Consider the following 26,224-nt stretch of genomic DNA (forward strand, 5'->3'; position numbering starts at 1 on the left):
ACGATAGTCGTGCCGGAGGCGTGACAACCTTCTTACCGAGGAGTAAGGTAACTCCTTACTACGGAGTAAGAACTCCATCGCGACAATCCGCTTCGAGAATCTGGTGAGGAAATGACCACGAACACCGAACCCCGCGACACCTCGTCCGTCGGCACGCAGCCGCACAAGCGCACTCCGATCGGTGCGGCCATGCGCCTGCTCACGACCATCACGGGCTCCGACATCGCCGAGAAGTACCACCTGCGCGAGCCGATCAACCGGGTGGCCTTCCACGCCACCAAGACCGGATTCAAGACCCTCGGAGCGGCCAACCGCGCGTTCACCCAGGTCGCGAGCAGCGGAAAGCCGGAGCGTCCGGCCACCTCGTCGAAGGGATTCTTCAACCTCAACCCCGACGAAGAGCAGGAGATGATCGCGGAGACCGTCCGCGACTTCTCCACCGAGATCCTGCGGCCGGCGGCATACGACTCCGACAACGCCGCCACCACTCCCGAGGACATCCTGAAGCGCTCGGCGGAGCTCGGCATCACGATGATCAACGTTCCGGAGGCCTTCGACGGAGCCGCCACCGAACGCGGTGTGGTCACCAACGCGCTCGTCGCCGAGGCCATGGCGTACGGCGACATGGGACTGGCCCTCCCCCTTCTGGCGCCGAGCGGCGTCGCGACCACCCTGACCAACTTCGGCAGCGACGGCCAGCAGCGCACCTACCTTCCCGACTTCGCGGGCGAGAACGTACCGTCGTCCGCGGTCGTCATCGCCGAGCCGCGCCCGCTGTTCGACGCCTTCGACCTGCAGACCAAGGCCAAGCGCGTGCCGAGCGGGTTCCGCCTCTCCGGCGTGAAGTCGTTCGTCCCCGCGGCAGGCAGCGCGGAACTGTTCATCGTCGGCGCGCAGCTCGACGGCCGTCCGGCCCTGTTCATCGTCGAGTCCGACAGCCAGGGTCTGGTGATCGAAGCCGATCCGGGCATGGGCCTGCGCGCAGCCGGAATGGGCCGGCTGCTGCTCGACGACGTGGCCGTTCCCGCCACGGCTCTCCTCGGCGAGGTCGAGGGAGACGACGCGGCGGCCGCGTACCGCGACGTGGTGCGCCTGTCGCGCCTGGGCTGGTCGGCACTGGCCGCAGGCACCGCGAAGGCGATGCTCGACTACGTGATCCCCTACGTCAACGAGCGCGAGGCCTTCGGCGAGCCGATCTCGAACCGCCAGGCGGTGGCGTTCATGGTCGCGAACATGGCGACCGAACTCGACGGCCTGCGACTGGTGACCCTCCGCGGCGCCTCGCGTGCGGAGCAGGGTCTGTCGTTCGCCCGCGAGGCGGCGCTGGCGCGCAAGCTCACCATCGATAAGGGCCTTCAGATCGGCCTCGACGGCGTGCAGCTGCTCGGCGGCCACGGCTTCACCAAGGAGCACCCGGTGGAGCGGTGGTACCGCGACCTGCGCGGCGCGGGCATCGGCGAGGGCATCGTCGTTCTCTGACGGCGAGACGAGTTTCAGGAGTCGACATCATGGCAATCAATCTCGAACTGCCCAAGAAGCTGCAGCCCACGGTGGAGCAGGCGCGCGATGCGGCGCTGGAGATCTTCCGGCCCATCTCGCGCAAGTACGACCTCGCCGAGCACGAGTACCCGGTGGAGCTGGACACTCTGGCGAACCTCTACAACGGTCTCGCCGCCGCCGGCCAGGCCGGTGCGGGCGCCGCGGGTGGTCGCGGCGACGCCAACAAGCAGCGACCGGAGGGCTACAACGCCAACGGCGGCAACATGCAGTCGGTCCTCAACGCCATGTGGGCGTCGTACGGCGACGTGGGGCTCATGCTCTCGATCCCGTATCAGGGACTGGGCAACGCGGCCATCGCCGCTGTCGCCACCGACGAACAGATCGAGAGCTTCGGCGGCGAGGTCTGGGCGTCGATGGCCATCACCGAGCCGAGCTTCGGTTCCGACTCGGCCGCGGTGACCACCACCGCGACGCGCGACGGCGACGAGTACGTCATCAACGGCGAGAAGATCTTCGTGACCGCGGGTTCGCGCGCCACCCACATCGTGGTGTGGGCCTCGGTGGACCGTAGCCTGGGGCGCGCGGCCATCAAGAGCTTCGTCGTCCCTCGGGACAACCCGGGCGTCACCATCGTCCGGCTCGAACACAAGCTCGGCATCCGCGCGTCCGACACCGCCGTGATCCGCTTCGAGGACTGCCGGATTCCCGCCACCAACCTGCTCGGTTCGCCGGAGGTGGACGTCAAGAAGGGCTTCGGCGGGGTCATGCAGACCTTCGACAACACGCGGCCGATGGTCGCCGCGATGGCTGTCGGCGTCGCGCGCGCCGCACTCGAGGAACTCCGCAAGCTCCTCGAGGAGGCCGGCCTCGAAATCGACTACGACCGTCCGGCCGCCGACCAGCCGGCCGCGGTGGCGGAGTTCATCCGCATGGAGTCCGACTACGAGGCCGCATACCTGCTCGCGATCCGCGCCGCGTGGATGGCCGACAACAAGATGCCGAACTCGCTGGAGGCGTCGATGTCGAAGGCCAAGGCGGGCCGCACCGGCACCGACGTCACCAACAAGGCCGTCGAACTCGCGTCCACCTACGGCTACTCCGAGCGCACCCTGCTCGAGAAGTGGGCGCGCGACTCGAAGATCCTCGACATCTTCGAGGGAACGCAGCAGATTCAGCAGCTGATCATCGCCCGGCGCATTCTCGGGAAGAGCAGTGCCGAACTGAAGTGATCAGGCCGAGCCCGTAGGCTCTGCATTCCCGTCGCACGATCAGGGGCGGGGGATTCACGCCGCGGCGTCCTCATCGAGGGCTCCGAGCGAATCCCCCGCCCCTGACCCGTCCCCAGGCCGCCCCCCCTCGCCCCGCAGGCCCCTCGACTAGGTGTACTGACCCGGAACGTTAGGTACAGAGTTCGGCGAGTCGACGTGACATAGGGAAGACCTCCGAGTGAGGTGTGGAGCTGTCTAAGAACCGCTCCTCAACCCGGAGGTCTTCATGTCCCACCGTAATTCACCGCTGTCCCCGACTGGCCGGTTGCGTCTGGCTCGGTGTGTTGTGGACGACCGGTGGCCACTGCGCCGCGCAGCTGACCGGTTCAACGTGTCAGTCACCACGGCCAAGCGATGGGCGGATCGCTACCGCGACCACGGGCCGGCCGGAATGGGTGATCGGTCCAGCCGGCCCCGATCGTGTCCGCATCGCACCAGCCGGCGCCGGGAACGCCGGGTCGTCGGGTTACGCGTCTCCCGCCGCTGGGGGCCAGCCCGGATCGGATACCACCTGGGGTTGAACGTCTCCACGGTGCACCGCATCCTCACCCGCTACGGCTGCCTACGACTGTCGTGGATCGACCCGGCAACCGGGGCGCCGGTACGTGCCCGCAGACGCGAGATTCGCCGGTACGAACACCAAGCGCCCGGAGACTTGATCCACGTCGACATCAAAAAGCTCGGCAGAATCCCCGACGGCGGTGGACATCGCGTACACGGCCGCGCCCAGGGCACCCGCAACTCCAGTGCCCACCGCGAGCCTGGACGAACCCGCAAAGTTGCTGGCCGCCCCAACCTGGGGTACGCGTATCTGCATCACGCCGTCGACGACCACTCCCGCTACGCCTACTCCGAGATCCTCGCTGATGAGAAGAAGGAAACCGCGACCGCGTTCATGACTCGGGCGTTGGCGCACTTCGCCTCGATCGGTGTCACCACCGCGCGAGTGATGACCGACAACGGGTCGTGTTACCGGTCCCGCATATTTCGGGACTTGTTGCACGACAACAAGATCAAGCACAAGTGGACCAGACCGTACCGGCCGCAAACCAACGGCAAGGTCGAACGATTCAACCGGACCCTGCAGGAGGAATGGGCCTACGCCCGTCCCTACCTCAGTGAAACCGAACGCGTCGCGGCCTTCCCCGAGTTCCTTCGCATCTACAATCACGAACGCGGCCACACCGCACTCCGAGGCAACTCACCCGCCGACCGCGTACCCAACCTGTCGGGTCAGTACAACTAGGCACCACCCCGCCTGCTCGTCGACTAAGCACCACCCTGCAGGTCCGTCGAGTAAGCACCACCCTGCAGGACCGTCGAGTAAGCACCACCCTGCAGGACCGTCGAGTAAGCACTACCCTGCAGGACCGTCGAGTAAGCGGAGGAACGAAGTGACGACGCGCATCGAGACCGCCCACCGACCTCTCACCCGCCCCGGTGACCTCCCACTTCCCGACGATCCATTGTGATCTGGGCAACCCCCGTGTACTCTCAGCGAAAATTTTGAAATAAGAACGTTTCACACGGGGGTCGAATTGAGAACACGCACATTCCTCGCCGCTGCGCTGAGCGCCGTGGCCGTCGTCGCGACAGCGGCGGGGACACCGGTCGCGCCCGCCCACGCCGACCCGGCCGTGACGCAGGCGCCGCTCGTTCCACTGCCACAAGAGCTCGACCCCGCCTTCTACCGACCTCCGGCCCGGGAAGTCGCCGCCGCCGCTCCGGGTGAGATCTTGCGTGCCCGGCGGATCACCCCCGCGAACTTCGGAGTCGCTCCCATCAACGTGGACGCGTGGCAGCTCACCTTCCGGTCCACCGACACCCGCGGCCGGGCGATCCCCGCGGTCACCACGATCCTCAAGCCGCGCGGCACCACGACCGGCCCGCGCAAGGTCGTCTCCATGCAGATCGCCGAGGATTCGACCGCCGGCTACTGCGCGACGTCGTACGCCGTCCAGCACCTCAACGCCGGCCCCCTTCTGGGTCAGGTGGTCGCTCCCGCCGAACTGCTCATCGCCCAGGGCTTTCTGAACCAGGGGTACGCGGTGGTGCTTCCTGACCACGAAGGCCCCAACCACGCTTACGGCGCCGGTCCACTCGGTGCCCGCATCACCCTCGACAGTCTCCGTGCCGCCAAGCGATTCGCGCCGTCGTCGATCACCGATGCCTCACCCATCGGCCTGTACGGCTATTCCGGCGGCGCCATCGTCACCGGGCACACCGCTGAACTCAAGAAGACGTACGCCCCCGAACTGAACATCGTGGGCGCCGCAGAAGGGGGAGTCCCCGCGGATCTCGAGGTGGTCCTCAAAGCCGCGCAGAACAACGTGACCAGCGGCCTCGTGCTCGGCGCGGTGGTCGGACTCACCCGCGAGTACGACTACTTCCGCACCTTCATGAACTCTCACCTCGACCCGCTCGGCCGGGCGGTGCTGGCACTCAAGGGTCCCCTCTGCGTGCAGTATCAGGCGGCGACCTTCCCGTTCCTGAACAACATCGGGTTCATCCGCGCACCGGGCGGCGCGCTGCGGGCACCCGCCGTGCGTCGGGTCTTCGACGACACCCGGATGGGCAAGAGCCTGCCCGACATGCCCATGTACATGTGGAACTCCGCCCTCGACGAGATCATCCCCGTGGGCCAGGTGGATCGGCTCGTCGGTCAGTACTGCCGCCGCCCGGGTGCTCAGGTGACCTACACCCGCGACCACCTGTCGGAACATCTCATCGCCGAGGTCTCCGGTGCGCCGCTGGCACTGTTGTGGCTGAAGGATCGGCTCGACGGCAAGCCGGCCGCACAGGGTTGCCGGACCAGTGACGACCTCACCATGACGTCGCGGCCGCGATGGTGGCCGACGTTCTCGGCAGCGGTGGGCGCCGGGCTGGCGGCGCTGTTCGGCAAACCTCTGGGCGCGGAGCGCTAGCGGCATCCGGTCCGGGCTCGACCGCTAGCCTGGACCGGTGACCGAACCCAGGCTCTATCGCGGCCAGTCGATGCACGACCGTCGCCGCGATCGGCGTCGACGCTTCTGTGATTCGGCGATCGCGCTGTTCGGCACCGACGGCTACGCGGCGACGTCCGTGTCAGCGGTCTGTCGGCACGCCGCTCTGTCATCCCGACAGTTCTACGAGGAGTTCGGCGACCGCGAGCATCTGCTCCGCACGGTCTACGACGAGACCGAGGACGCGGCGAGCGCGGCCGTCATCGAAGCCGTCGAACGGTCACTCGAGACCGCCGCGGAGATCGAGGCGGTGTTCGACGCGGGGATCCGGGCATTCGTCGAATTCTTCGGCGCGGACCCTCGGCTCACCCGAATCTGCTTCGTCGAGGCAGTGGGTGTGAGCGCGGAGTTCGAGGAACACCGCGCCGAGCGCCGGACCCGGTGGGGTGCCTCGCTCGACGCGATCAGCGCGGCGGGCGCCGAGCGCGGATTGCTCACCGCGAGGCCCGACCCGCTGCTGTGGACCGGCTTCATCGGCGCGGTGAACGCCGTGATCGTCGAGCAGGTGCGATCAGCCGACCTGACCACCGAGGACACCCTCCGGGTGATGCGCACGCTGCTCCGACCCGGTGTTCTGGGGTGAGCGGGCTCGCGTCGAAACCTCTCCGCGCCGCACAGTGCCTCCTACGCTGATGAGATGACCACTGCCGCCAGAGCCGGGCGCCTGCTCCTCGCTCTGGCATCCATCGCCGTCGGCGTCCTGCTGGTGCTCCGCCCGTTCGCGAGCGTGCCGTGGACCGCCGCCGCACTGGCGATCGGCTTGGTCGTGGCCGGACTCGTCGACCTCATCGAACCCCAGACTCGCCGGGAACCGCTCCGGCTCGCCGTCGCAGTCCTGCTGCCGCTGGTCGGTGCCGTGCTGCTGATCTGGCGGAGTCTGTCGATCTTCGGTATCGCAGTGGCCGCGGCGATCGCACTCGCGGTGTGGGGCGTGGGCCGATGGGTGCGCGCCGCGCGCCGCGGCCCCGCGTGGTTCGCCGACGTGCTGTTCGGCGCAGCCGGTATCGCCACCGCTGTGCTCGCCGTGTCGTGGCCGGGTGTGAGCATCTTCATCGTCGTCGAGGCCGTCGGGCTGGCGCTGGTGTGGCGCGGTGCGGCCGAGCTGCTCGTCGGCATCCGCGGCCGGACCGCCGCGGCCGAACCCGGCCGGGAGCGGACCGCGAGAATCGCGCTGCGGACGGCCGCGGCAGCGGTCGCGACGATCGTCGCCGTGCCGCTGGTGATCGCGACATTCGTCGTCCGCGGCACCGCTGAGGAACCCGGCGCGTTCTATCGAGCCGAGCTTCCCGCCGGCGTGCGGCCGGGGACCCTGTTGAAGTCGGAGCCGACCGCCGCGGGCATCCCGCCGGGCGCTCACGCGTGGCGCATCCTCTACTCCACCCTGCGCGGCGACCGGCCCGCACTGGCGAGCGGTCTCGTCGTCGTTCCGGACGGTCCCGGTCCGCACTCGCTGATCGCGTGGGCCCACGGGACGTCCGGCGTCGCCGAGAACTGCGCCCCGTCGATGACCTCGACACCGCTGGCACACCTGCCGGGCCTGAACGAAGTGGTCGGGCGGGGCTGGGCGCTGGTGGCCGCCGACTACATCGGGATGGGCACTCCGGGACCGTCGCCGTATGTGATCGGCCGGGGTGAGGCGCGCTCGGTACTGGACTCGATCCGGGCCGCCCGCGCTCTGCCCGGGGCGTCATTGACTCGGTCGACGGTGGTGTGGGGCCATTCCCAGGGCGGACACGCTGCACTGTGGACCGAACTGCTGGCTCCGTCGTACGCACCCGACGCCGGCGTGATCGCCACCGCGGCGCTCGCACCGGCATCGAATCTGCGGGCTCTCGCCTCCGGGCTGGAGACGATGGCGGGCGGCGCGTTGCTGGCGTCGTATGTGATGGACGCGTACACCCGCACCTACCCGGACGTCCGCTACGCCGACTACATCAAGACGCAGGCCCGCCTCCCGATGCGCGGAATGGCGGCGCGCTGTCTGTGGTCGCCCACGATGCCCGTCTCGCTCGCCGAGGCGCTCATTCTCGGCCACGACTTCTACACGCGCACCCCGACGTCCGGTCCGCTGGGCGCACGACTCGCCGAGAACACGCCGAGCGCGCGGCTGCCGCGGCCCACGCTCATCGCCCAGGGACTGTCGGACGAGGTGATCGCTCCGGCGTCGCAGAACGAGTACGTCGCCGACCAATGCGCCGCGGGCAGCGATCTCGAATACCGCACCTACCCGGAGCTCGGGCACATGACGCTCATCGACGACGACTCGCCCGCCGTCGGGTCGCTCATCGCCTGGACGCAGGACCGTTTCGCGGGTGCGGCGCCGACACCGAACTGCCCGGCACCGCATCCGGCGTGATCAGTGCCCGAGTTGATCCACCAGGGCCTCGAGCACTGAGAGGTCCTCGATGGTCGAGGGCACCGCGTACTCCTCACCGTCCACGATCTGCCGCATGGTCTTACGCAGGATCTTGCCCGACCGGGTCTTCGGCAGAGCCTGGACGACCGTGACGTCGCGGAAGGTGGCGACGGCGCCGATCTCGTCGCGGACCATCTGCACCAGTTCGGCGCGGAGACGGTCCTCGTCGATGTCGGCACCGGCCTTGAGCACCACGTATCCGCTCGGCCGCTGTCCCTTGAGGTCGTCGTGAATGCCGACCACCGCGCACTCCGCGACGGCCGGATGCGCGGCGACCACCGCTTCGATGCTCCCGGTGGAGAGCCGGTGCCCGGCGACATTGATGACGTCATCCGATCGTCCCAGCACGTAGACGTACCCGTTCTCATCGATGTAGCCGGAGTCGCCGGTCAGGTAGTAGCCGGGGAACGCCTTGAGGTATGAGGAACGGAACCGCTCCTCGTCGCCCCACAGCCCCGCGAGCGTGCCGGGCGGCATCGGCAGCTTCACGACGATGTTGCCCTCGGCGTTGGGTCCGAGACGGCGGCCATCGGCGTCGACGACCTGCACGTCGTACCCGGGGACCGGGACCGTGGCAGTCCCGGGCTTGAGCGGCATGGGTTCGAGTCCACGCAGATTGGCCACTATCGCCCAGCCGGTCTCGGTCTGCCACCAGTGGTCCACCACCGGGACGCCGAGCTTCTCCGAGGCCCATTCGAACGTGTCGGGATCGAGTCGCTCGCCCGCCGCGAAGAGGGTCTTGAACCGCGACATGTCGTACTGGGCCAGTTCAGCGGCCTCGGGATCGGCCTTGCGGATCGCGCGGATCGCCGTCGGAGCGGTGAACAGCGCCGACGCTCCGTGTTCGGAGATGACGCGCCAGAACGCCCCCGCGTCGGGTGTCCCGACCGGCTTGCCCTCGTACATCACCGTCGTCGCTCCGAGCAGCAACGGACCGTAGACGATGTACGAGTGGCCCACCACCCAGCCGACGTCGGAGGCCGTCCACCACACGTCGTCGGGCGACACCCCGTACACGTTGCGCATCGACCAGTGCAGCGCCACCGCGTGACCGCCGTTGTCGCGCACCACGCCCTTGGGCTTCCCCGTGGTTCCCGAGGTGTACAGGATGTAGAGCGGGTCGGTCGCGGCCACCTCGACGGCGTCGGCCGGGCGCGCGGTCGCCATCTGCTGGTCCCAGTCGAGCCACCCGTAGTCCCCCGCCGATCCGGCCACCTGCGGTCGGTCCTTCACGATCACCGTCTCCGGCGCCGACACCGCGATCGCCAGCGCATCCCGCACCATCGGCAGATACTCGACGGTCCGGCCCGGCTCCAGTCCACCCGACGCGGTGACGATCGCGACCGGCTCGGCGTCGTCGATGCGCGTGGCCAACTCCGGTGCGGCGAACCCGCCGAACACCACCGAGTGCACGGCTCCGATCCGCGCGCAGGCGAGCATCGCGATCGCGGCCTCCGGGATCATCGGCATGTAGACGATGACGCGATCCCCCTTGACCACGCCCTGCGCGGCGAGCACTCCCGCGAAGCGGGACACCTCGGCGAGCAGTTCGGCATAGGTGTACGTCCGCTTCTCGCCCACCATTGCGGAGTCCCAGACGAGCGCGTCACGATCGCCGCGGCCCGCCGAGACGTGACGGTCGAGCGCGTTCGCCGAGGTATTGAGCGTGGCATCGGGGAACCATCGGTAGATCGGCGGCTGGGAATCGTCGAGAGCCTTGGTCGGCGGACTGATCCAGTCGATGCCCGCCGCCGCGTCGAGCCAGAATCCGTCGGGATCGTCGATGCTGCGGGCGAAGACTTCTGCGTAGGTGGCCATTGGACAACGGTAGCAATCCGGTGACCGGAGTCACTTCTGCAGCGTGGACTCGGTCACACTTGGTCTCGGATTGATCACGGAAAGATAACAGCGGAATCCTCGCTCCCACCTGGGATCTTGCTGAGAATTACACGCTTGCAAGAGCAAGCGGATTGTGTCTCCGACCACAGTTTCGCGGTGTGACCTCACGTTTTTCACGACGTAGCGTCTCTTCCGTCCACGAACGCAGCCCGTTTTCGAGGGCTGCGCCCAAGGAGGAATGCCTGATGAGCCTTACCAAGCTCGCAACCCGCGCCGCGATCGCCGGCGCCCTGACCATCGCCCCGCTGACCCTGGCCGCCGGCGTCGCCTCGGCCGACACCGGCCACAACTGGGACGCGGTCGCTCAGTGCGAGAGCGGCGGCGACTGGTCGATCAACACCGGCAACGGCTACTACGGCGGTCTGCAGTTCTCGCAGTCCACCTGGGAGGCCAACGGCGGCACCGGCAGCGCGAACAACGCGTCCCGCGAGGAGCAGATCCGCGTCGCGGAGAACGTGCTCGCCACCCAGGGCCCCGGCGCCTGGCCGGTCTGCGGCGCGTACCTCTAAGTACGCCCGCACCCCTCAACCGGGAACCGCGCTCTCCGACGAGGCCGGTCGCTGTCGCAGCGACCGGCCTCGCGGTGTCGCCGGACCCACGCGGCCGGCACGGCCTAGGCTCGGGTGAAGGCGATCAGAGGAGGCCACCGGATGTCGACGCTCTCGTTCACCAGCCTCGGAGCGGCGGGAACCGTCACCGGTTCCAAGCATCTCCTCGAGCGCGACGGGAGGATGATCCTCGTCGACTGCGGGCTCTTCCAGGGCATCAAGAACCTGCGCGAGACCAACTGGCGCTCGCTGCCGGTGGATCCGCAGGCACTCGATGCGGTGATCGTCACCCACGCTCATCTCGACCACACCGGATACCTGCCGCGTCTGATCCGCGACGGCTTCCGCGGTCCGATCTATTCGACCCCCGCCACGCGCGACGTGGCCGACATCATCCTCCGCGACTCCGCCCATCTGCAGGAACGCGACGCGATGCTGGCCAACAAGCACCGGGCCACGCGGCACTCCCCGGCACGGCCGCTCTACGACGTCACCGACGTCGAACAGACCATGGCCCAGTTCCACACCCGCGCCGCGGACAAGTCGTTCTCCCCCACCCGCGAGGTCCGAGCGCTGTTCCGGGGCGCCGGCCACATCCTCGGCGCCGCCACCGTCGAGGTGGAGTGGGGCGGCGTCACCGTCGCGTTCAGCGGCGATCTCGGCCGGTACGACGATCCCCTGATGTTCGATCCCGAGCCGGTGCCCCGGGCCGACTACCTGGTGTGCGAGTCCACCTACGGCGATCGCGTGCGAGATCACGCGGACCCGGCCGCCGAACTACTGCGCATCATCACCGAGACAGTCGAGCGCGGCGGCACCGTCGTGATCCCCGCGTTCGCGGTCGGTCGGACGCAGACGATCCTCTATCACCTCTGGACTCTGCAGCGGGACGGGCTGCTGCCCCGGGTGCCGGTCTACGTCGACAGCCCGATGGCGATCAACGCAGGCGAACTGATGCGCTCGCATCCGGCGGCGCATCGGCTCGACGCGGCACACGTCGACGAGATGTTCGCGATCGCCGAGTACGTCCGCGACCCCGAACGTTCCAAACAGATCTCCGCCGACCACGGCCCGAAGGTCATTCTCTCCGCGAGCGGGATGGCGACCGGAGGCCGCGTCCTGCACCATCTGGCCGCATTCGTCGGCGGCTCACAGAACACGGTGGTCCTGGTCGGCTATCAGGCGGTCGGCACCCGCGGGCGGTCGCTGGCCGACGGGGCACGCTTCCTCAAGCTGTACGGCGAGTGGCTGCCGGTGCACGCTCGGGTGGAGAACCTGCACATGCTCTCGGCGCACGCCGACTCCGACGAGCTCATCCGATGGATGCGTGGCTTCGACGAGGCGCCGCGCCGGACGTTCCTGGTTCACGGCGAACCCAACGCCACGGAGTCGATGCGGCATCGGATCGACCACGACCTCGGCTGGCGGACCACCGTCGGACACCAGAACCAGACGTTCGATCTGACCTGACGCGCCGTCGATCGCACCGGAACGCCACTCGGGACACTCAGCCCCAGGTGCCGGCCTGCTCGACGATGAAGCCCGCGAGAATCACCGCGCTGCCGCCCACCTCGCCGATGATCAGCGCGACCATCGACGCGGTCAGCGACGGCGACGCCGGGTGGAACTGGTTGGTGGTGTCGCGTCGCAGTCCGTGCAGGCAGTAGGACGCGATCGCACCGACGAAGAAGACGAGGACGACGATCAACGCGACCATGTTGACCGCCGTCGACCACGCGCTGAACTGCGCGAACGCAGCCAGCAAGGCGGTGGCGAAGGAGTACATGAGTGCGGCGCGGTGAGCGATGTCGACGTATACGTGTGCCTGTCCGGTCTCGCTCCGCATGATGGCGGCGTACTTCCACACGCCGAGCAACAGCGCCCACAGAAAGATGACACCCGCGGCGATCAGCGCCACCTGAGCGGTGAGAGTCAGATTCATCGCACAAGTCTCGCAGATCGCCCGGGCCCGGCCGCGCCCCGTCTCCCGGCGCCGAGCCTCCGCGTCGTTGCTATGGTGCACGCATGGCCCCTGACCGCACATCGCTCCGCCGGTCGCGGCTGGTGCCGATCGTCGCGGTGCTGGCGGGCATCGCCGCGATCGTCTTCGTGGTGATCCGTTCCTCGCACGGGGTCGACGGCTCCGCCGACCGGGCAGGCAGTGCCGCATCGACGCCGGTCCGCTCGGAATGGGAGGACCGGGATCCGACCGATCCGATGACCTTCGGTCCGGTCGACGCACCCGTCGGTCTCGTGGTCTTCACCGACTACCAGTGCCCGTACTGCGCGAAGTGGTCGCACGACACGCTCCCGGCACTCCTGCCCTATGCCGACGCCGGCGATCTGCGCATCGAACTCCGGGACATGAACATCTTCGGCGATGAGTCCGAACGCGCCGCCCGCGCCGCCTACTCCGCGGCGCTCCAGGGGCATCTGCGCGAGTTCCATGCCGCTCTGTTCGCCGACGGCCGGCCGCGCCCGAAGAGCGCGCTCTCCGACGACGCACTGCTCGCCCTCGCCGGCGAGTTGAGGCTCGACACCGGCCGCTTCCGCACCGACTACGAGTCGCGCACCGTCTTGTCTGCGGTACGCAACAAGGCGAGTGACGGCTTCACCGCGGGCACTTATTCCACGCCCGCCTTCATCCTCGGCGGCCAGCCGATCCTCGGGGCGCAGCCGACGAAGGTCTTCACCGACAAGCTGCGGAGCGAACTCGACGCCGCCGGACGCTGAGGTGACCGTGCAGCCATGAATGTGGGACTCGCAGCCGCCTTCGTCGGCGGCGCGCTCAGTCTGCTGAGCCCGTGCAGTGCTCTGCTCCTGCCCGCCTTCTTCGCATCGACCGCCGGTTCCGGGCCGCGGCTGGTGATCCATTCGCTGGTCTTCTACCTCGGCCTCGTCGCGACGTTGGTACCCGTCGGGATCGGCGTCGGTGCGCTGGGTCGGTTGTTCGCCGAGCATCGTTCGGCGTTGGTCGCCCTCACCTCCGCGGTGCTCGTGGCGTTCGGCCTGCTGGCGATGTTCGGCCGGGGGTTCGACATCGCCGGCCGGGTGCCCGGAATCGAGGGATTGCGGGGTGCCGCGCAACGCCGGACCGGCCTGGTCCGCAGCCTGCTTCTCGGTGCGGCCTCCGGTGCCGCCGGATTCTGCACCGGCCCGATCCTCGGCGCCGTCCTCACGCTGGCCGCGGCTCAGGGGGCGATCGCGGGCGCCGGCGTCCTGTTGGCGGTCTACGGAGCCGGCATCGTCGCGCCGATGTTCACGATCGCTCTCGTGTGGCAGCGGTTCGGCGAACGCGGCCGCGCGCTGCTGCGCGGTCGCGAGTTCACCTTCCTCGGCCGGTCGTGGCACAGCACTTCGGTGCTCACCGGCCTGCTGCTCATCGCGGCGGGCTGCGCGTACTGGATCACCGACGGCTTCGTCGGGCTGGCCGATCCCGAGGCCGGCTCCGGCGTCGCCGACCGGCTCCAGACCGCCGCCGAGGCACTCGCCCGCCCGGACGTCGACATCGCGCTCATCATCGCCGTCGTGACGTCGGTCGTGGTGTGGTGGTGGCGGGGGCAGCGGCAACCCGACTGAACCGCATGCGTCGCGGCCGCGGTCAGACGTTGCCGCGGGCGATCACCGTCACCGCCGAATCCAATTGGTCGAACAGGTCGTCATAGGTGATGACGCCCATCCCCGCCTCCAGCAGAGCACCGGAGAAGGTGAACATGAGTGTTCGCAAGACCGCCGGGTCCACATCCTCGCCCAGGGCGCGCGTGAACAGTCCGTACCAGTGGGTGCCGATCTCGACGCGGATCCGCGCCACGTCCGGATCGACGGCGAGCAGACTCTTGGTGGCCGCCTCGGCGACCGTGGGCGACGCTCCGACCACGTCGGCGATGTACCGGACGGTCTGGTGCAGGCGGTCGGCGGCCTCGCCCGACAGCTCCGGCTCCGGGGCCTGCGCCACCTGCCGCCAAAACAGGGACGCGAACAGGTGGTCCTTCGACGAGAAGTAGGTGTACGCGGTCGCCGGCGAGACATTCGCTCCGGCGGCGATGAGCCGAAGCGTCAGATCCTCGTAGGCCGACTCCTCGAGCAGCGACAGGCCCGCGTCGAGAAGCCTTCCCACCGTCTCCAGTTGTCGCGCGTTGAGACCGCGGCGAGGAAGGGTGGAACCGAGACTGTGCATGCGTCCAGCCTAATGCCGCGTGAAATGCGAGGAGACCCGCACCTTCACGGTGCGGGTCTCCTCGGTTCGGTAGCGGGGGCAGGATTTGAACCTACGACCTCTGGGTTATGAGCCCAGCGAGCTACCGAGCTGCTCCACCCCGCGTCGGTAAGATCCGATTTCCAGGACGATGATGCTGAATCCTGGCCGTCGAACTCGTACTCGTCCACTGTACCCGATCCCCGAGACCGCCTCGACCACCCGCCCCCGCGGCGGAGTCGAGTCGCGGGTTGAAGCCCGACTACCGTGGCCGCACCCGGGATGCAAGAAGACCCGCACCGTGACGGTGCGGGTCTTCCTTCTAGTAGCGGGGGCAGGATTTGAACCTACGACCTCTGGGTTATGAGCCCAGCGAGCTACCGAGCTGCTCCACCCCGCGTTGCATCGACTACGTTACACACGCCGCGACAGCGAAGGCAAATCGATGAAATCCCAAGGTGATCGACGCCACCGGCAGGGCTCGGCTCAGCGCGGATGCACGCCCATCAGCGCCGCCAGCTGGGTGGCGAGCGGATTGAGATTGAGCTTGTCGGGGTCCTTCTTGGCGTTGCCGTCCCACGGCTGCGCGATGTTCGGATTCGCCAGCGGTGCCCGCGCGGCGCCACGCACGGAGGTCGGATTTCCGGCGGGCACGGTGCACCCGACCTCGGTGTTGAACGGGAAGTCGTCGTAGTTGATGTCGAAGTCGGGCTTCTCACGCTTGATCCGCGCGATCATCGCCTGCGTCGACTCGTAGCCGCGAGTACAGCTCGGCGGATTGCCGGTCTCCAGGACGATGCCGAAACGGATCGATCCGTCGGGCGACGAGGTGGCGTGACTGCTGGCCGACAGGCTCGACAGCATCGCGAAGGTCATGCCGGTGACGTAGGACGCCGGCGCGATCTCGTGGACCGTGCCGCCGAGCTGCCCGATCAGCTTGGTGGTGTCGGCCCCGTTCTCGTCGAGAAACTCCGACAGCGCAGAGGCCGCACGGGGCCCGTCGGTCAGAATGCGCCGCACAGCCGGATCGGATGAGGCGAGCTGCGCCGACACCTTGTCGAGTCCGCGCGACCATTCGAGGATCTCGTCGGACTGCTCGTCCTGAGTCTTGAGCACGACGTTCGAGTTCTTGATGAGGCCGATCGTGTCGTCGAGACTCTTGAGTCCGTCCTTCGACAGGGTGTCCAGCGAATCGACCAGTCTCGACAGATCCTCCCCCTTGCCGTTGAACGCCCTGCCGAGTTCACGGACGACGGATTGGAGCGAATCGACCGGAATCGTCTTGGTGAGGTCGATGGCCGACGAGACGACGTCCTGCACCGCCGGAGGCAGTTCGACCTCAGAGATCTCCGAGCCGTCGCGCAGATACGGACCGGCGCCCGACGGCGGCTGGAGGTCGAGGAACTGCTCCCCGATCGCGGACCGGTTGGCGACCACCGCCACCGACGACGCCGGAATCGACGACCGGCCGGAATCGAGGGTCAGCTCCACATCGACACCACCGGGGACGATGCGCATATCGCTGACGCGACCGGCGGGGACCCCGCGATACGTCACCTCGGCTTCGGGGAAGATGCCACCGCTGTCTGGCATGTGCACCACCACGCGATAGCCGCTGAGTCCGAGCGCCTGGTCCATTCGCGCGAACCGGATGCCCGCGAAGATCGACGCACCGACACCCAGCAGAATCACGACGACCAGCTGCAGTTTCACCAGACGGCTCAGGGGTGGCATTCGCGACCTTCCTACACGACTGACGGAATCCCGACGATCCGACCTGCCGAGCGTAAGTCGGTTGCACCTGCAACGACGACTCCTGGACACCGTATGTGACAAACGAGCTAGCCAGATTCTTCATGTGATATTTGTCACCTCGTGAGCTATGGTGAGGGTAGATAGAGGGTGCTCTACCAGGGCATTCATCATCAGACGAGCTAGGAGGATCAGTCATGGCGAATCACTCGATCAGAAGGAGCGGCCACGGCAACCACTGGATGGGCCTGGTGGCCTTCGTCCTGTTGATGGTCGGCGGCGCCTTCTCAGCACTGTGGGTCATCACCTTGGCCGACCTCCCCGACAACAAGCCCACCAACATCACCTACGGAGTGCTCGCACTCGGCTGCCTGATCTTCTCCGCGATGATCTTCACCTTCCTCGTCAGGCGGCTGCATCACTCGCCGGTGATGCCCGACAACACACCCGACGAGATCGCCCGCTATCTGGCCAAAGTGCGTCCCTGATCCTGGACGCGGGGCCCTGCCGAGCAGAATGCCGGCCGATCGGATTCCCGATCGGCCGGCATTCCTGCGAATATGCGCGGCTCAGTTGCCGAGGGCCTCGTACTGATTGACGGCCTTGTTGAGCCGGTCGAGGGCGTCGCCGTAGGCCTTGAAGTCGCCGCTCGACTGCGCCTTGCGCATCTCCTCGAGCGCCTCGCCGAGCTCCTTCACCACCGCGTCGCGCGCGGCGTCGTCGCCGCCGCTACTCGACGGCTGCTGGGTGTTCGGCGCGGGCTTCTGCGGCGCAGGCGTGCTCGACCCTCCCTCGATCTCCGGCTCCGTCGCCGCACTCGGATCGATGCCGACCTGGCGGAGTGCCTCGGCCACGGTCGGCGCATAGCCGGCGTTCGCCTTCTCCTTGCCCGCCGCCGCGTTGTAGTACGTGAGTACGCGGTAGAGCTTCGGGATCGCCGAGTCCCCGGTCTTGGCCTGGTTGTACATCGGCTGCACGTAGAGGATTCCGTTGTCGCCGACAGGCAGTGCGAGCAGATTTCCGTAGGTCACCAGGCTGGAGTTCTCCACGAGCTGACGGTCACGGGTGCTCGACGGGCTGTTCTTCATCGCCTCGGTCGCCTGCTGCGGACCCACCGACTGGGTCGTGGTCGGCAACGTCTTGACCGTGATCTTGCCGTATCCGTCCGGGTCGGATGCCGCCGTCATGTACGCCGCGAGGTTCGGCCGCGCGAGCGCGGTCATCACCGATGTCAGCTGGAACTGCGAGAGCGCCTCGTTGCCCGGCGCCGACGCGGTGAAGTAGTACGGCGGCTGCGGAGCGGTGCTCTTGTCGACGGTCGGGTCCGCGGGAACGGTCCAGAAGTTGCTCGACTTGAAGAACGTGGTGCCGTCGTTGACGTGGTACTTCGTGAGCAGCTCGCGCTGCAGCTTGAAGATGTCCTCCGGGTAACGCAGGTGGGCGCGCAGGTCGGGCCGCTTGTCGAGTTCCGACTTGGGCTTGACCGTGCCGGGGAACGCCTTCATCCATGTCTTGAGCACCGGATCGGTGTCATCGGACTGGTACAGCTCGACCTTGCCGGTGTAGGCGTCGACGGTTGCCTTCACCGAGTTGCGCACATACGAGACCTCGCGGTCGGGCTGAGCGCGCCCGGTCGGCCCGGCGTCGGACTGACGGGAGTCGGCCGTCGCCGCCTGCAAGGCCATGCGCTGCGCGTAGGGATAGTTGTCGAGGGTCGTGTAGCCGTCGACGATCCACTTGATCGAGCCGTCGGCCATGACCGCAGGGTAGGTCTTGGAGTCGGTGGTCAGCCACGGCGCCACCTTCTTGACCCGGTCGCGCGGATCGCGGTCGTACAGGATCCGCGACTGGTCGCCGACCGCGCTGGACAGGATGAAGTTGCGCTCGCCGTACTTGAGCGCGTACAGCAGACGCGTACCCCAGTTGCTGAGGGGAACGCCGGAATCGGCGCGGTAGCGGTAGTTCTCGTTGTCCCCGTCGTACTCGCGGCCCTCGTCCGAGCCGCCCGTACCCACGATGGCGTAGTCGGGGTTCACCTTCGCGATCATCTCGCCGAAGTAGATGCGCGGCTCACGGACTTTGATCGGTGCGGTCGCCTTGTACTCGGGTGTGTTCACCGTGTTGACGTCGGAGACCAGGAACACCGGGAGTCCGCCGGAGTCGGAATTGGTGTCGCCGTTGGGTGCCTCGTCGACCTTGTTGGCCTGCGCGGCGATGAACCCGTTGCCGTGAGTGAACACGGTGTGCTTGTTGAGCCAGTTGTTCTGGTTGCCGCTCAGGCGCGACGGATCGAGTTCGCGCGCGGCGACGATGAAGTCGCGCTGCTGGGTCTCGCCGTCCTGGGTGACCGGGTAGCGGTCCACCGCCAACTGCGAGGGGAAGCCGTAGACGTTCTTGAGCGCCTGCCGCTGCGAGAACGCGGTCGACATCACCGCCGGGTCGAGGATGCGGATGTTCGAGAGCGTCGCCGCGTCGGAGTTGACGGTGGCCGGATTCGCCGGACTGCGCGCCCAGTCGTTGTCGTAGACAACGTCCTTGCCGTTGCGGATCCGGTAGGCCTCGGTGGTCGCCGCGATGTTGCGTTCGATGTACTCGGCTTCCTTCGTGTCGGCGCTGGGCTTGACGGCGAACTGTTCCATCGCCGCCGGCCACGCGACGCCGATCACCAGCGCCGAGAGCAGCATCAGCACCGCGGCCAGCGCCGGGATGCGCAGGTCGCGCAGGGCGATCGCGGCGAAGAATGCGATGGCGCAGACGATCGCGATCGCCATCAGGATCAGCTTCGACGGCAGCACGTAGTTGATGTCGGTGTAGGTGGCGCCGGTGAAGATGTCGCCGCGCCGGTCGCTGCTGAGCAGGTCGTATCGGTCGAACCAGTAACCGATGGCCTTCGCGATCATGAACAGTCCGGCGATCACGGCCAGCTGGATGCGTGCCGCCCGCGTCAACGATCCGCGACGTCCGCCGCCGCCGAGCCGCAGTCCGCCGAAGACGTAGTGCGTGATCAGGTTCCCGATGAACGCGATGACGAGCGAGATGAAGATGATGTCGAGCATCATCCGGAAGAACGGCAGCGAGAACGAGTAGAACCCGATGTCGAGGCCGAACTGAGGATCCTTGATCCCGAAGGGTTCGCGATTGATGAACATCTGAACCGTGGCCCAGGAGCCCTGGGCGATGAGACCCGCCACGATGCCGATGAACACCGACGGCACCAGAACCGACAGCTTGGGCCGCATGCCCACCGCCGTCCGGTAGCGCGCCAGCGGGTCGGTGGGGCTCGCCAGCATCACGAAGTCCGGACGTGCACGGTAGGCCGCGAAGATGCCGCCGAAGACGATCGCCGAGACCACGACCGCGACCACCAGGAAGGTCACCAGACGCGTCGTGAGCATGGTGGACATCACCTCGGAGTACCCGAGATCGGAGTACCAGAGCCAGTCGGTGATCAGTGAGACCACTCGCGGACCCACCAACAGCAGGATCAGCAGTCCGACACCGATCCCGATCAGGATCTTCGCCCTCCGGGACAACGTCGGCCGTCCGCCCGATCCGGTCATGCTCACCACTTGTATAAGCTCCCTGATTCGTCTCTGCTCGCGCGCGTGCGACAGCAATGCCGACCAGCTTACCGATTCGCCCGAGTCGGCTCCGTTCTCCGCCGCAACCGTCCAGGCTGCACAATGGGCGCGTGACGTCTTCCGATGATTCCGCAGGCGCCGGCTTCTCCCAAGCCGATCTCGGCAATGCCCTCGCCCAGTGCCTCGCCTACGCCTCCGAGTTGCCCTGGGGCTCGGCGCCGACACTGTTCGCCCTGGTACCGACCGCGGTGCTCGCGTCCCAGGCGCCGGGCCTCGTCGATCCCGGCGACGACTCCGCTCTGAGCCCGGTGGTGCAGGAGACCAGCACCGCCGACCTCGAAGAGCTGCTGACCACCGTCGCGTGGCCGGAGCAAGTGGTGGGCTCGGCGGTCGTCACCGAGATCACCCTGCTGCCGCCCGACGCCGAGGCCGATCTCGACGCGGCGCTGGAACCGCTGCTGGCCGATCCCGACGCCGCCGACGAGGCGGCGCGGCGAGCCGCTCACAGCCATCCCGAGCGGAAGACGGCACGGCTCGCGGCGGGGGTGCTCCGCACCGGGCAGCGGGTGGCGCTGCTCGCGCTCCGAGAGGGCGAGCAGCAGTCGGGGGATCTGCAGACTCACCCGGACATCGCACCGAACCTGCTCGACGCTCTCGCCGAGACTCTGCACGGCTGACCGATTCAGCAGTGCCGATTCAGCAGTGCGGGCGGGCCTTGTCGGTGCCGAGGGTGTCGAGCGCGTTCACCGCGTCGGTCAGCGTGTCGACCTTGACCAGTTCGATGCCGTCGGGCGCATCGGACTTCGCGGCATCGCAGTTGCCGGCCGGAACCAGGAACACCGTCGCTCCGGCGTCTCGGGCCGCCTTGATCTTGTGCGGGATGCCGCCGATGGTGCCGACCTTGCCGTTCGGGTCGATGGTGCCGGTGCCCGCGACGAACTGACCGTGTGAGAGGTCGCCGGGCGTCAGGTGGTCGATCACCGAGAGGGTCAGCATCAGACCTGCCGACGGTCCGCCGATGTCGCCGACGTTGAACACGATGTTGATATTCGGGTCCGCTGCCATCATCTGCGGCGTCACCCCGAGGAAGGCCTTGGCGGGATCGTCCGGGCGGGCCCCGAGCTTGACTTGTTGGGTCAGTCGCTGCGGTCCGCGCTGGACCGTCAGTTCCACCTCGTCGCCGGGCTTGTGCCGGGCGAGGACGTCGGCGAGTGCCTTGGGCCCGTCGATCGCGACGCCGTCGAGGGTGAGGATGCGGTCGCGCGGAGCGAGCTTGCCATCGGCCGGCCCCTTGCTCGCGACGGCGCCGACGCCGATCGCGACCGGCTTGTGCAGGTAGTTCAGCGAGGCCATCGTCGCGTTGGTCTCCGAGCCGCTCATCTGCTCGGTGTTCTGCTGCTGCACCTGTTCCACCGTTTGGTCGGGCGGGTAGTACAGCTCACGCGGCTGCAGTTCGTACGTACCCGAGGCCCACATTCCGAGCGCCTGGAACAGCGAGAATCCGTCGCGGAGCGAGACCGTGGTGAGGTTGAGATTGCCCTTCGGGTCCGGATCCACCGCTCCGGTCACTTCGACGACGGGTTTGCCGTCCACGTCGCCGAGCGTGTTGACCGTCGGGCCGGGCCCGAGCGCCACATACGGCACCCGAAGCGTCATGCCTGCGATGACGAACGCCAGGAGGACTACCACGCCGACGGTGATCGTGGCGATACGGCGATGGGCGGGCTTGATGGTCACCCGGCCCAGGGTAATGCAGCCCGATTCGCGGAGCCCGCAGGTGACCGGGCGAGCGAAGCGACGGGAGATGACACGGGCGAGCGAAGCGACGGGAGATCACACAGGCGAGCGAAGCGACGGGAGATGACACGGGCGAGCGCAGCGACGGGAGATGACACGGGCGAGCGAAGCGACGGGAGATGTGCCGAGCTTCGGCCCGGTACCGTTGAAGGTATGAATGATCTGCCCTTCGGGTTCTCGTCGTCGAACGACCGGGACAAGAACGACCCGGACAAGAACAACGGTGGCCAGAGCGGCGGCGGCACGCCGGGCGGCGACCCGTCGAACCCCTTCGGATTCCCGCTGGGCGAAGGCGGCGCGGTCGATCCCTCGCAGCTGGGTCAGTTGTTCAGTCAACTCGGGAACATGTTCAGCGGCATGGGCGCGGGCATGGCCGGCGGCGGCTCCGGTCCCGTCAACTACGACGTGGCCGCGAACCTGGCGCGCAGGCAGATCGGCTCGTTCACTCCGATGCTCGAGAAGGAGCACCAGGCGGTGGCGGACGCGGTCCGGCTGGCGGAGGTCTGGCTCGATGAGCAGACCGCGATGCCCGCGGGGATCCGTTCGACGGCGGCGTGGACGCCCGTGGACTGGCTGGAGAACACGCTGCCGACGTGGCGGACGCTGTGCGATCCGATCGCCGAGCAGATGTCGAAGACGATGGACGCCGGTCTGCCCGAGGAGGCGAAGGCTTTCGCCGGCCCGATGATGGCGATGATCGGCCAGCTCAGCGGCACGATGTACGGGACCCAGCTGGGTCAGGGACTGGGGCAGTTGGCCGGGGGCGTATTGACCTCCACCGACATCGGCCTGCCCTTGGCGCCGGACGGTCTCGGGGTGCTGCTTCCCGAGGCGATCGCGCGATTCGCCGAGGGACTCGATCTGCCCGCGCAGGAGATCGTCGTCTTCCTCGCGGCGCGGGAAGCCGCGCACGTGCGATTGTTCGCGCACGTTCCGTGGCTCAAGCAGCGATTGCTGGCGACCGTGGAGGAGTACGCCCGCGGCATCCGCATCGACCTCGGCGGACTGCAGAATCTGGCGACGGAGATCGACCCGCAGGAGTTGTTCTCCAATCCGGGCAAGCTCGAGGAGTTGATGGGTTCGGCCGCCTCATTCGAACCGGAGACGACCCCGGCGCAGCAGGCGGCGCTCAGCCGTCTGGAGACGCTGCTCGCACTCGTCGAGGGCTGGGTGGAGCTGGTGGTGTCGAATGCGCTCGGAGACCGGATTCCGAGCACGGCCGCGCTCAGTGAGACGATGCGCAGGCGCCGCGCGTCCGGCGGTCCCGCCGAGCAGACCTTCGCGACGTTGATCGGTCTGGATCTGCGTCCGCGCAAACTGCGTGAGGCGGCCGCCCTGTGGCGGGCGCTCACCGAGGCGTCGGACATCGCGACGCGCGACGGTGTGTGGGGCCATCCGGACCTGCTTCCCGACGCCGACGACCTCGACAATCCGGCGGGTTTCATCGACCGAATCGTCGGAGGCGACGTCTCCGGTATCGACGACGCCATCGCCGAGTTGGAGCGCCAGTTCACTGCCGAGAGCGGCGACGGTGACGCCGAGCCAGGCGACGACGGCCGAGCTTCCGGCGGCGACGGCGAGGGTTCCGACCAGCGCTGATTCCAGAGCTCGTCGAACCTGTGGAATTCGGGTTCGCCGAGAACCGGCTGCGCTGCCAGCGTGGTCGTCATGCCCGCACGCGACGCGCTCCCGGTTCTCACGTCCGGCACACCGGTCCTCATCCGCCCCGACGGCCGGCTGCACATCGGCTCCGACCCGCTGACCGCGCTCACGGTGGAACTCGGTCGCGGAGTGTCGACGGCTGCGGTCGCGGCGCTTCTGCAACGCCTCCGGACGCCGCAGCGCTACCGCCATCTGCGCCGTGATCTGCGGTCGTCTGGTCTCTCGGCGTCGAGGTTCTGGGAGATGCTCGACCGGCTGGTCGCCGCGGGCAAGGCGGTGGAGTCCGAAACTGTTGCATCCGCACGCCTCGCCATCGGCATCGTCGGTCACGGCGAAATCGCCAGGCTGCTGCTGTCCGGGTTGCCGCTCGACGGACACCGGACCGAGGTCTGCGATCCGCGCGGTCCGCTCGGCGGTCCCGGGCCCCGGCCGCAGCTGGTGGTTCTCGCCGACCAGCCGGTTCCCGACCCGGCCGTGTACGAGCCGCTGATGTCTGCGCGGATCCCCCACCTCGCGGTGCACGTCCACGACGATGTGGGGGTCGTCGGGCCGCTGGTGCTGCCGGGAGCCACCAGCTGCCTGCGGTGCCTCGAGTTGCACCGCACCGACGTCGATCCCGGATGGCCGGTGCTCGCCGCCACCCTGCAGGGGGTCGCCGGCGCCGGCGGGACCGCGACCCGTCTGGCGACGGTGGCGATGGCGCACGCGCAGATCGGCGAGATCGGCGCGGCACTGCGAGCCGCGGATCCGGCGCCGCCGGCGGTGGCCGGAAAGCGGCTCGAGTTCCGGCCGCTGCCGTGCGGGATGACGCTCGCCCCGGCGCCGGTGCATCCGCGCTGCGAATGCTTCGTGCGATGCGGCGGTGCACCGGGCGAAACGGTTTCCACTATCCTCGATCACGCGGCGAAAGGACACCATTGAGCGAGATCACACGCGGCCAGGGTCGTCGCAACGCGAAACTGGCCGCACTCCCCCTCGGCATGGCCGGGCGCGCTGCCGCCGGGTTCGGCAAGCGGATCGCGGGCAAGAGCCGAGAAGAAGTCAACGCCGAGTTGATGAACAAGACCGCCGAGCAATTGTTCGCGGTCCTGGGGGAACTCAAGGGCGGGGCCATGAAGGTGGGACAGGCGCTCTCGATCATGGAGGCCGCGATCCCCGACGAATTCGGTGAGCCCTTCCGGGAAGCGCTGACCAAGCTGCAGGCGGAAGCGCCGCCGCTTCCCGTCAAATCCGTGCACAAGGTGCTCGATCAGCAGCTCGGCACCCGCTGGCCCGAACGATTCCGCGAGTTCAGCGACGAGCCCGCCGCCTCCGCCAGCATCGGCCAGGTTCACAAGGCCGTGTGGTCCGATGGCCGCGAGGTCGCGGTGAAGGTCCAGTATCCGGGCGCCGACCATGCCCTGAAGGCCGATCTGAAGACCCTGAGCCGCATGTCGGGACTGATTCAGAAGCTCTCGCCCGGCACTGACGTCAAGGCGATGGTGGACGAGCTCATCGACCGGACCGAGGACGAACTCGACTACATCACCGAAGCCGACAACCAGCGGGCGTTCGCCCGCGCCTTCGACGGCGATCCGGATTTCCTGGTTCCGAAGGTGGTGGCGAGTGCGCCGAAGGTCGTGGTCTCGGAGTGGATCGACGGCACCCGGCTGTCGAAGCTGATCGTCGAGGGCACGCAGGAGCAGCGCAACGACGCCGCCACCAAGATGACGACCTTTGAGATCAGCTCGCCTGCGCGTGTGGGAATGCTGCACGGTGATCCGCACCCCGGAAACTTCTACGTTCTCGACGACGGGCGTTTCGGGATCCTCGATTTCGGTGCCGTCGGGCACTACCCGGACGGGCTGCCTGCGAATACGGGCCCGATTCTGGCCCTCGCGCGTGACAGGCGGTACGACGAACTGCGCGAGGAGATGGTGGCCGCCAACTTCATTCAGGCTTCGCACGCCGACCGCGTGAGCCCGGAGGACCTCGCCAACTACCTGCAGCCGTACGTGGATCCGCTGTACAGCGACACCTTCCATTTCACGCGCAAGTGGCTGCAGCGCGCGGCGGGGATGGCCACCGACATCAACGGCGACGTCTACAAGACGTCGCGGAATCTGAATGTTCCACGCGAGTACGTGATGGTCTTCCGTGTCCTCATCGGATGTGTCGGGATCGCCGCTCAACTCGACGCGGAGGCACCGTATCGCGCGATTCTGAACGAATGGGTGCCCGGCCTCGCGAGCTGAGCGGCGACGCGACGATCATGCGACGGCCGCGTTCTTCCGCGGACGGCCGCGGGGCCGCTTCCGCGCGATGACGACACCGCGCTCGAAGATCTCCCCACCCCAGACTCCCCACGGCTCTTCGCGCTCCATCGCGCTCTCGAGGCATTGGGTCCGCAGTGGGCATTGTCGGCACAGGCTCTTCGCCTCCTCCAGGAGGTCCGGTCGGTCGGCGAACCACAGGTCGGCGTCGTAGTCGGTGGACTGGCAGGGCAGTTCTATTCGGGGAATGGTCAAGGTAGACAAAGTAGGTCGGCTTTCGTTCGCAGATGCTGGTCTGGTGAACCCGGGCCTACTCGTGGTGGTGCGATGAGAAAGGCCACGGGGTTCGCTA

Annotated in this window: 22 protein-coding genes and 2 tRNA genes; 15 read left to right on the forward strand and 9 right to left on the reverse strand. The window is 67.8% G+C overall.

Annotated elements, in window-relative coordinates:
• Positions 1-111: 111 nt before the first annotated feature.
• The 6 genes from ACZ5QD_RS09745 to ACZ5QD_RS09770 all read left to right on the forward strand — a co-directional run bounded on the left by ACZ5QD_RS09745 (position 112) and on the right by ACZ5QD_RS09770 (position 8,126).
• Positions 112-1,479: an acyl-CoA dehydrogenase family protein gene (locus tag ACZ5QD_RS09745; RefSeq protein WP_006898280.1), complete on the forward strand. Its 1,368-nt coding sequence runs from the start codon at positions 112-114 to the stop codon at positions 1,477-1,479.
• 29 nt (positions 1,480-1,508) lie between these two features.
• Entirely contained in the window at positions 1,509-2,729 is a 1,221-nt protein-coding gene (locus tag ACZ5QD_RS09750; RefSeq protein WP_006898279.1) for an acyl-CoA dehydrogenase family protein, read from the forward strand.
• Between the two features lie 265 nt (positions 2,730-2,994).
• Positions 2,995-4,014 carry an IS481 family transposase gene (locus ACZ5QD_RS09755; RefSeq protein WP_269555537.1) on the forward strand — a complete coding sequence of 340 codons (1,020 nt, stop codon included), beginning with the start codon at positions 2,995-2,997 and terminating at the stop codon, positions 4,012-4,014.
• A gap of 292 nt (positions 4,015-4,306) precedes the next feature.
• On the forward strand, positions 4,307-5,692 hold the full coding sequence (locus tag ACZ5QD_RS09760) for a lipase family protein (RefSeq protein WP_222111168.1): 1,386 nt from the start codon (positions 4,307-4,309) through the stop codon (positions 5,690-5,692).
• Between the two features lie 37 nt (positions 5,693-5,729).
• Complete coding sequence (locus ACZ5QD_RS09765; protein WP_464366710.1) at positions 5,730-6,353, forward strand: TetR/AcrR family transcriptional regulator; 624 nt, start codon at positions 5,730-5,732, stop codon at positions 6,351-6,353.
• 54 nt (positions 6,354-6,407) lie between these two features.
• Positions 6,408-8,126, forward strand: coding sequence for a lipase family protein (locus ACZ5QD_RS09770; RefSeq protein ID WP_464366711.1), 1,719 nt, complete (start codon positions 6,408-6,410; stop codon positions 8,124-8,126).
• Here ACZ5QD_RS09770 and ACZ5QD_RS09775 read toward each other — a convergent pair whose 3' ends face one another.
• Entirely contained in the window at positions 8,127-10,004 is a 1,878-nt protein-coding gene (locus tag ACZ5QD_RS09775) for a propionyl-CoA synthetase (protein ID WP_006895485.1), read from the reverse strand.
• A gap of 266 nt (positions 10,005-10,270) precedes the next feature.
• On the opposite strand from ACZ5QD_RS09775, the gene ACZ5QD_RS09780 reads away from it, so the two are divergent.
• Positions 10,271-10,594 (forward strand): transglycosylase family protein, encoded by a 324-nt coding sequence (locus ACZ5QD_RS09780; protein WP_006895487.1) that lies wholly within the window; start codon positions 10,271-10,273, stop codon positions 10,592-10,594.
• Positions 10,595-10,735: 141 nt separating this feature from the next.
• Positions 10,736-12,103 carry an MBL fold metallo-hydrolase RNA specificity domain-containing protein gene (locus ACZ5QD_RS09785; RefSeq protein WP_006895489.1) on the forward strand — a complete coding sequence of 456 codons (1,368 nt, stop codon included), beginning with the start codon at positions 10,736-10,738 and terminating at the stop codon, positions 12,101-12,103.
• Between the two features lie 37 nt (positions 12,104-12,140).
• Here the strand turns inward: ACZ5QD_RS09785 and ACZ5QD_RS09790 are convergent, their stop codons facing one another.
• A complete protein-coding gene (locus ACZ5QD_RS09790) occupies positions 12,141-12,575 on the reverse strand; it encodes a hypothetical protein (protein ID WP_006895491.1) in 435 nt (144 codons plus the stop codon).
• An 83-nt stretch (positions 12,576-12,658) separates the two neighbouring features.
• Between ACZ5QD_RS09790 and ACZ5QD_RS09795 the strand changes: the two genes are divergently transcribed.
• Both ACZ5QD_RS09795 and ACZ5QD_RS09800 read left to right on the forward strand, forming a co-directional pair.
• Positions 12,659-13,366: a DsbA family protein gene (locus tag ACZ5QD_RS09795; RefSeq protein ID WP_006895493.1), complete on the forward strand. Its 708-nt coding sequence runs from the start codon at positions 12,659-12,661 to the stop codon at positions 13,364-13,366.
• 15 nt (positions 13,367-13,381) lie between these two features.
• On the forward strand, positions 13,382-14,212 hold the full coding sequence (locus ACZ5QD_RS09800; protein WP_464366712.1) for a cytochrome c biogenesis CcdA family protein: 831 nt from the start codon (positions 13,382-13,384) through the stop codon (positions 14,210-14,212).
• A 22-nt stretch (positions 14,213-14,234) separates the two neighbouring features.
• Here ACZ5QD_RS09800 and ACZ5QD_RS09805 read toward each other — a convergent pair whose 3' ends face one another.
• From ACZ5QD_RS09805 to ACZ5QD_RS09820, 4 genes are all read right to left on the reverse strand, one after another.
• A complete protein-coding gene (locus ACZ5QD_RS09805; protein WP_006895496.1) occupies positions 14,235-14,810 on the reverse strand; it encodes a TetR/AcrR family transcriptional regulator in 576 nt (191 codons plus the stop codon).
• Positions 14,811-14,880: 70 nt separating this feature from the next.
• A tRNA-Met gene (locus tag ACZ5QD_RS09810) sits at positions 14,881-14,954 on the reverse strand.
• A gap of 200 nt (positions 14,955-15,154) precedes the next feature.
• Positions 15,155-15,228: transfer RNA gene (locus ACZ5QD_RS09815), tRNA-Met, on the reverse strand.
• Positions 15,229-15,314: 86 nt separating this feature from the next.
• Positions 15,315-16,562, reverse strand: a complete 1,248-nt coding sequence (locus ACZ5QD_RS09820; protein ID WP_045538999.1) for an MCE family protein — start codon at positions 16,560-16,562, stop codon at positions 15,315-15,317.
• A 215-nt stretch (positions 16,563-16,777) separates the two neighbouring features.
• Here ACZ5QD_RS09820 and ACZ5QD_RS09825 point away from each other — a divergent pair, with 215 nt between their 5' ends.
• Positions 16,778-17,068 (forward strand): hypothetical protein, encoded by a 291-nt coding sequence (locus ACZ5QD_RS09825; RefSeq protein WP_006895498.1) that lies wholly within the window; start codon positions 16,778-16,780, stop codon positions 17,066-17,068.
• Between the two features lie 81 nt (positions 17,069-17,149).
• Here ACZ5QD_RS09825 and ACZ5QD_RS09830 read toward each other — a convergent pair whose 3' ends face one another.
• Entirely contained in the window at positions 17,150-20,140 is a 2,991-nt protein-coding gene (locus tag ACZ5QD_RS09830; RefSeq protein ID WP_156479471.1) for a UPF0182 family protein, read from the reverse strand.
• A gap of 131 nt (positions 20,141-20,271) precedes the next feature.
• Here ACZ5QD_RS09830 and ACZ5QD_RS09835 point away from each other — a divergent pair, with 131 nt between their 5' ends.
• Positions 20,272-20,838 carry a PPA1309 family protein gene (locus tag ACZ5QD_RS09835; RefSeq protein ID WP_045539001.1) on the forward strand — a complete coding sequence of 189 codons (567 nt, stop codon included), beginning with the start codon at positions 20,272-20,274 and terminating at the stop codon, positions 20,836-20,838.
• A 19-nt stretch (positions 20,839-20,857) separates the two neighbouring features.
• On the opposite strand, the gene ACZ5QD_RS09840 is transcribed toward ACZ5QD_RS09835, so the two are convergent.
• Entirely contained in the window at positions 20,858-21,898 is a 1,041-nt protein-coding gene (locus tag ACZ5QD_RS09840; protein WP_197078090.1) for a YlbL family protein, read from the reverse strand.
• Between the two features lie 213 nt (positions 21,899-22,111).
• Between ACZ5QD_RS09840 and ACZ5QD_RS09845 the strand changes: the two genes are divergently transcribed.
• The 3 genes from ACZ5QD_RS09845 (at position 22,112) to ACZ5QD_RS09855 (ending at position 25,854) form a co-directional block, all read left to right on the forward strand.
• Positions 22,112-23,557 carry a zinc-dependent metalloprotease gene (locus ACZ5QD_RS09845; RefSeq protein ID WP_045539002.1) on the forward strand — a complete coding sequence of 482 codons (1,446 nt, stop codon included), beginning with the start codon at positions 22,112-22,114 and terminating at the stop codon, positions 23,555-23,557.
• A 69-nt stretch (positions 23,558-23,626) separates the two neighbouring features.
• Positions 23,627-24,541: a hypothetical protein gene (locus ACZ5QD_RS09850; protein WP_464366713.1), complete on the forward strand. Its 915-nt coding sequence runs from the start codon at positions 23,627-23,629 to the stop codon at positions 24,539-24,541.
• On the forward strand, positions 24,538-25,854 hold the full coding sequence (locus tag ACZ5QD_RS09855; protein WP_045540073.1) for an ABC1 kinase family protein: 1,317 nt from the start codon (positions 24,538-24,540) through the stop codon (positions 25,852-25,854). The genes ACZ5QD_RS09850 and ACZ5QD_RS09855 overlap by 4 nt, the downstream gene beginning before the upstream one ends.
• Before the next feature lie 15 nt (positions 25,855-25,869).
• On the opposite strand, the gene ACZ5QD_RS09860 is transcribed toward ACZ5QD_RS09855, so the two are convergent.
• The gene (locus ACZ5QD_RS09860) at positions 25,870-26,136 is read right to left on the reverse strand and encodes a WhiB family transcriptional regulator (RefSeq protein ID WP_006895505.1); all 267 of its coding nucleotides are present in this window, start codon (positions 26,134-26,136) and stop codon (positions 25,870-25,872) included.
• Positions 26,137-26,224: the final 88 nt, after the last annotated feature.

It is taken from the genome of Gordonia sp. J1A, from assembly GCF_055393515.1.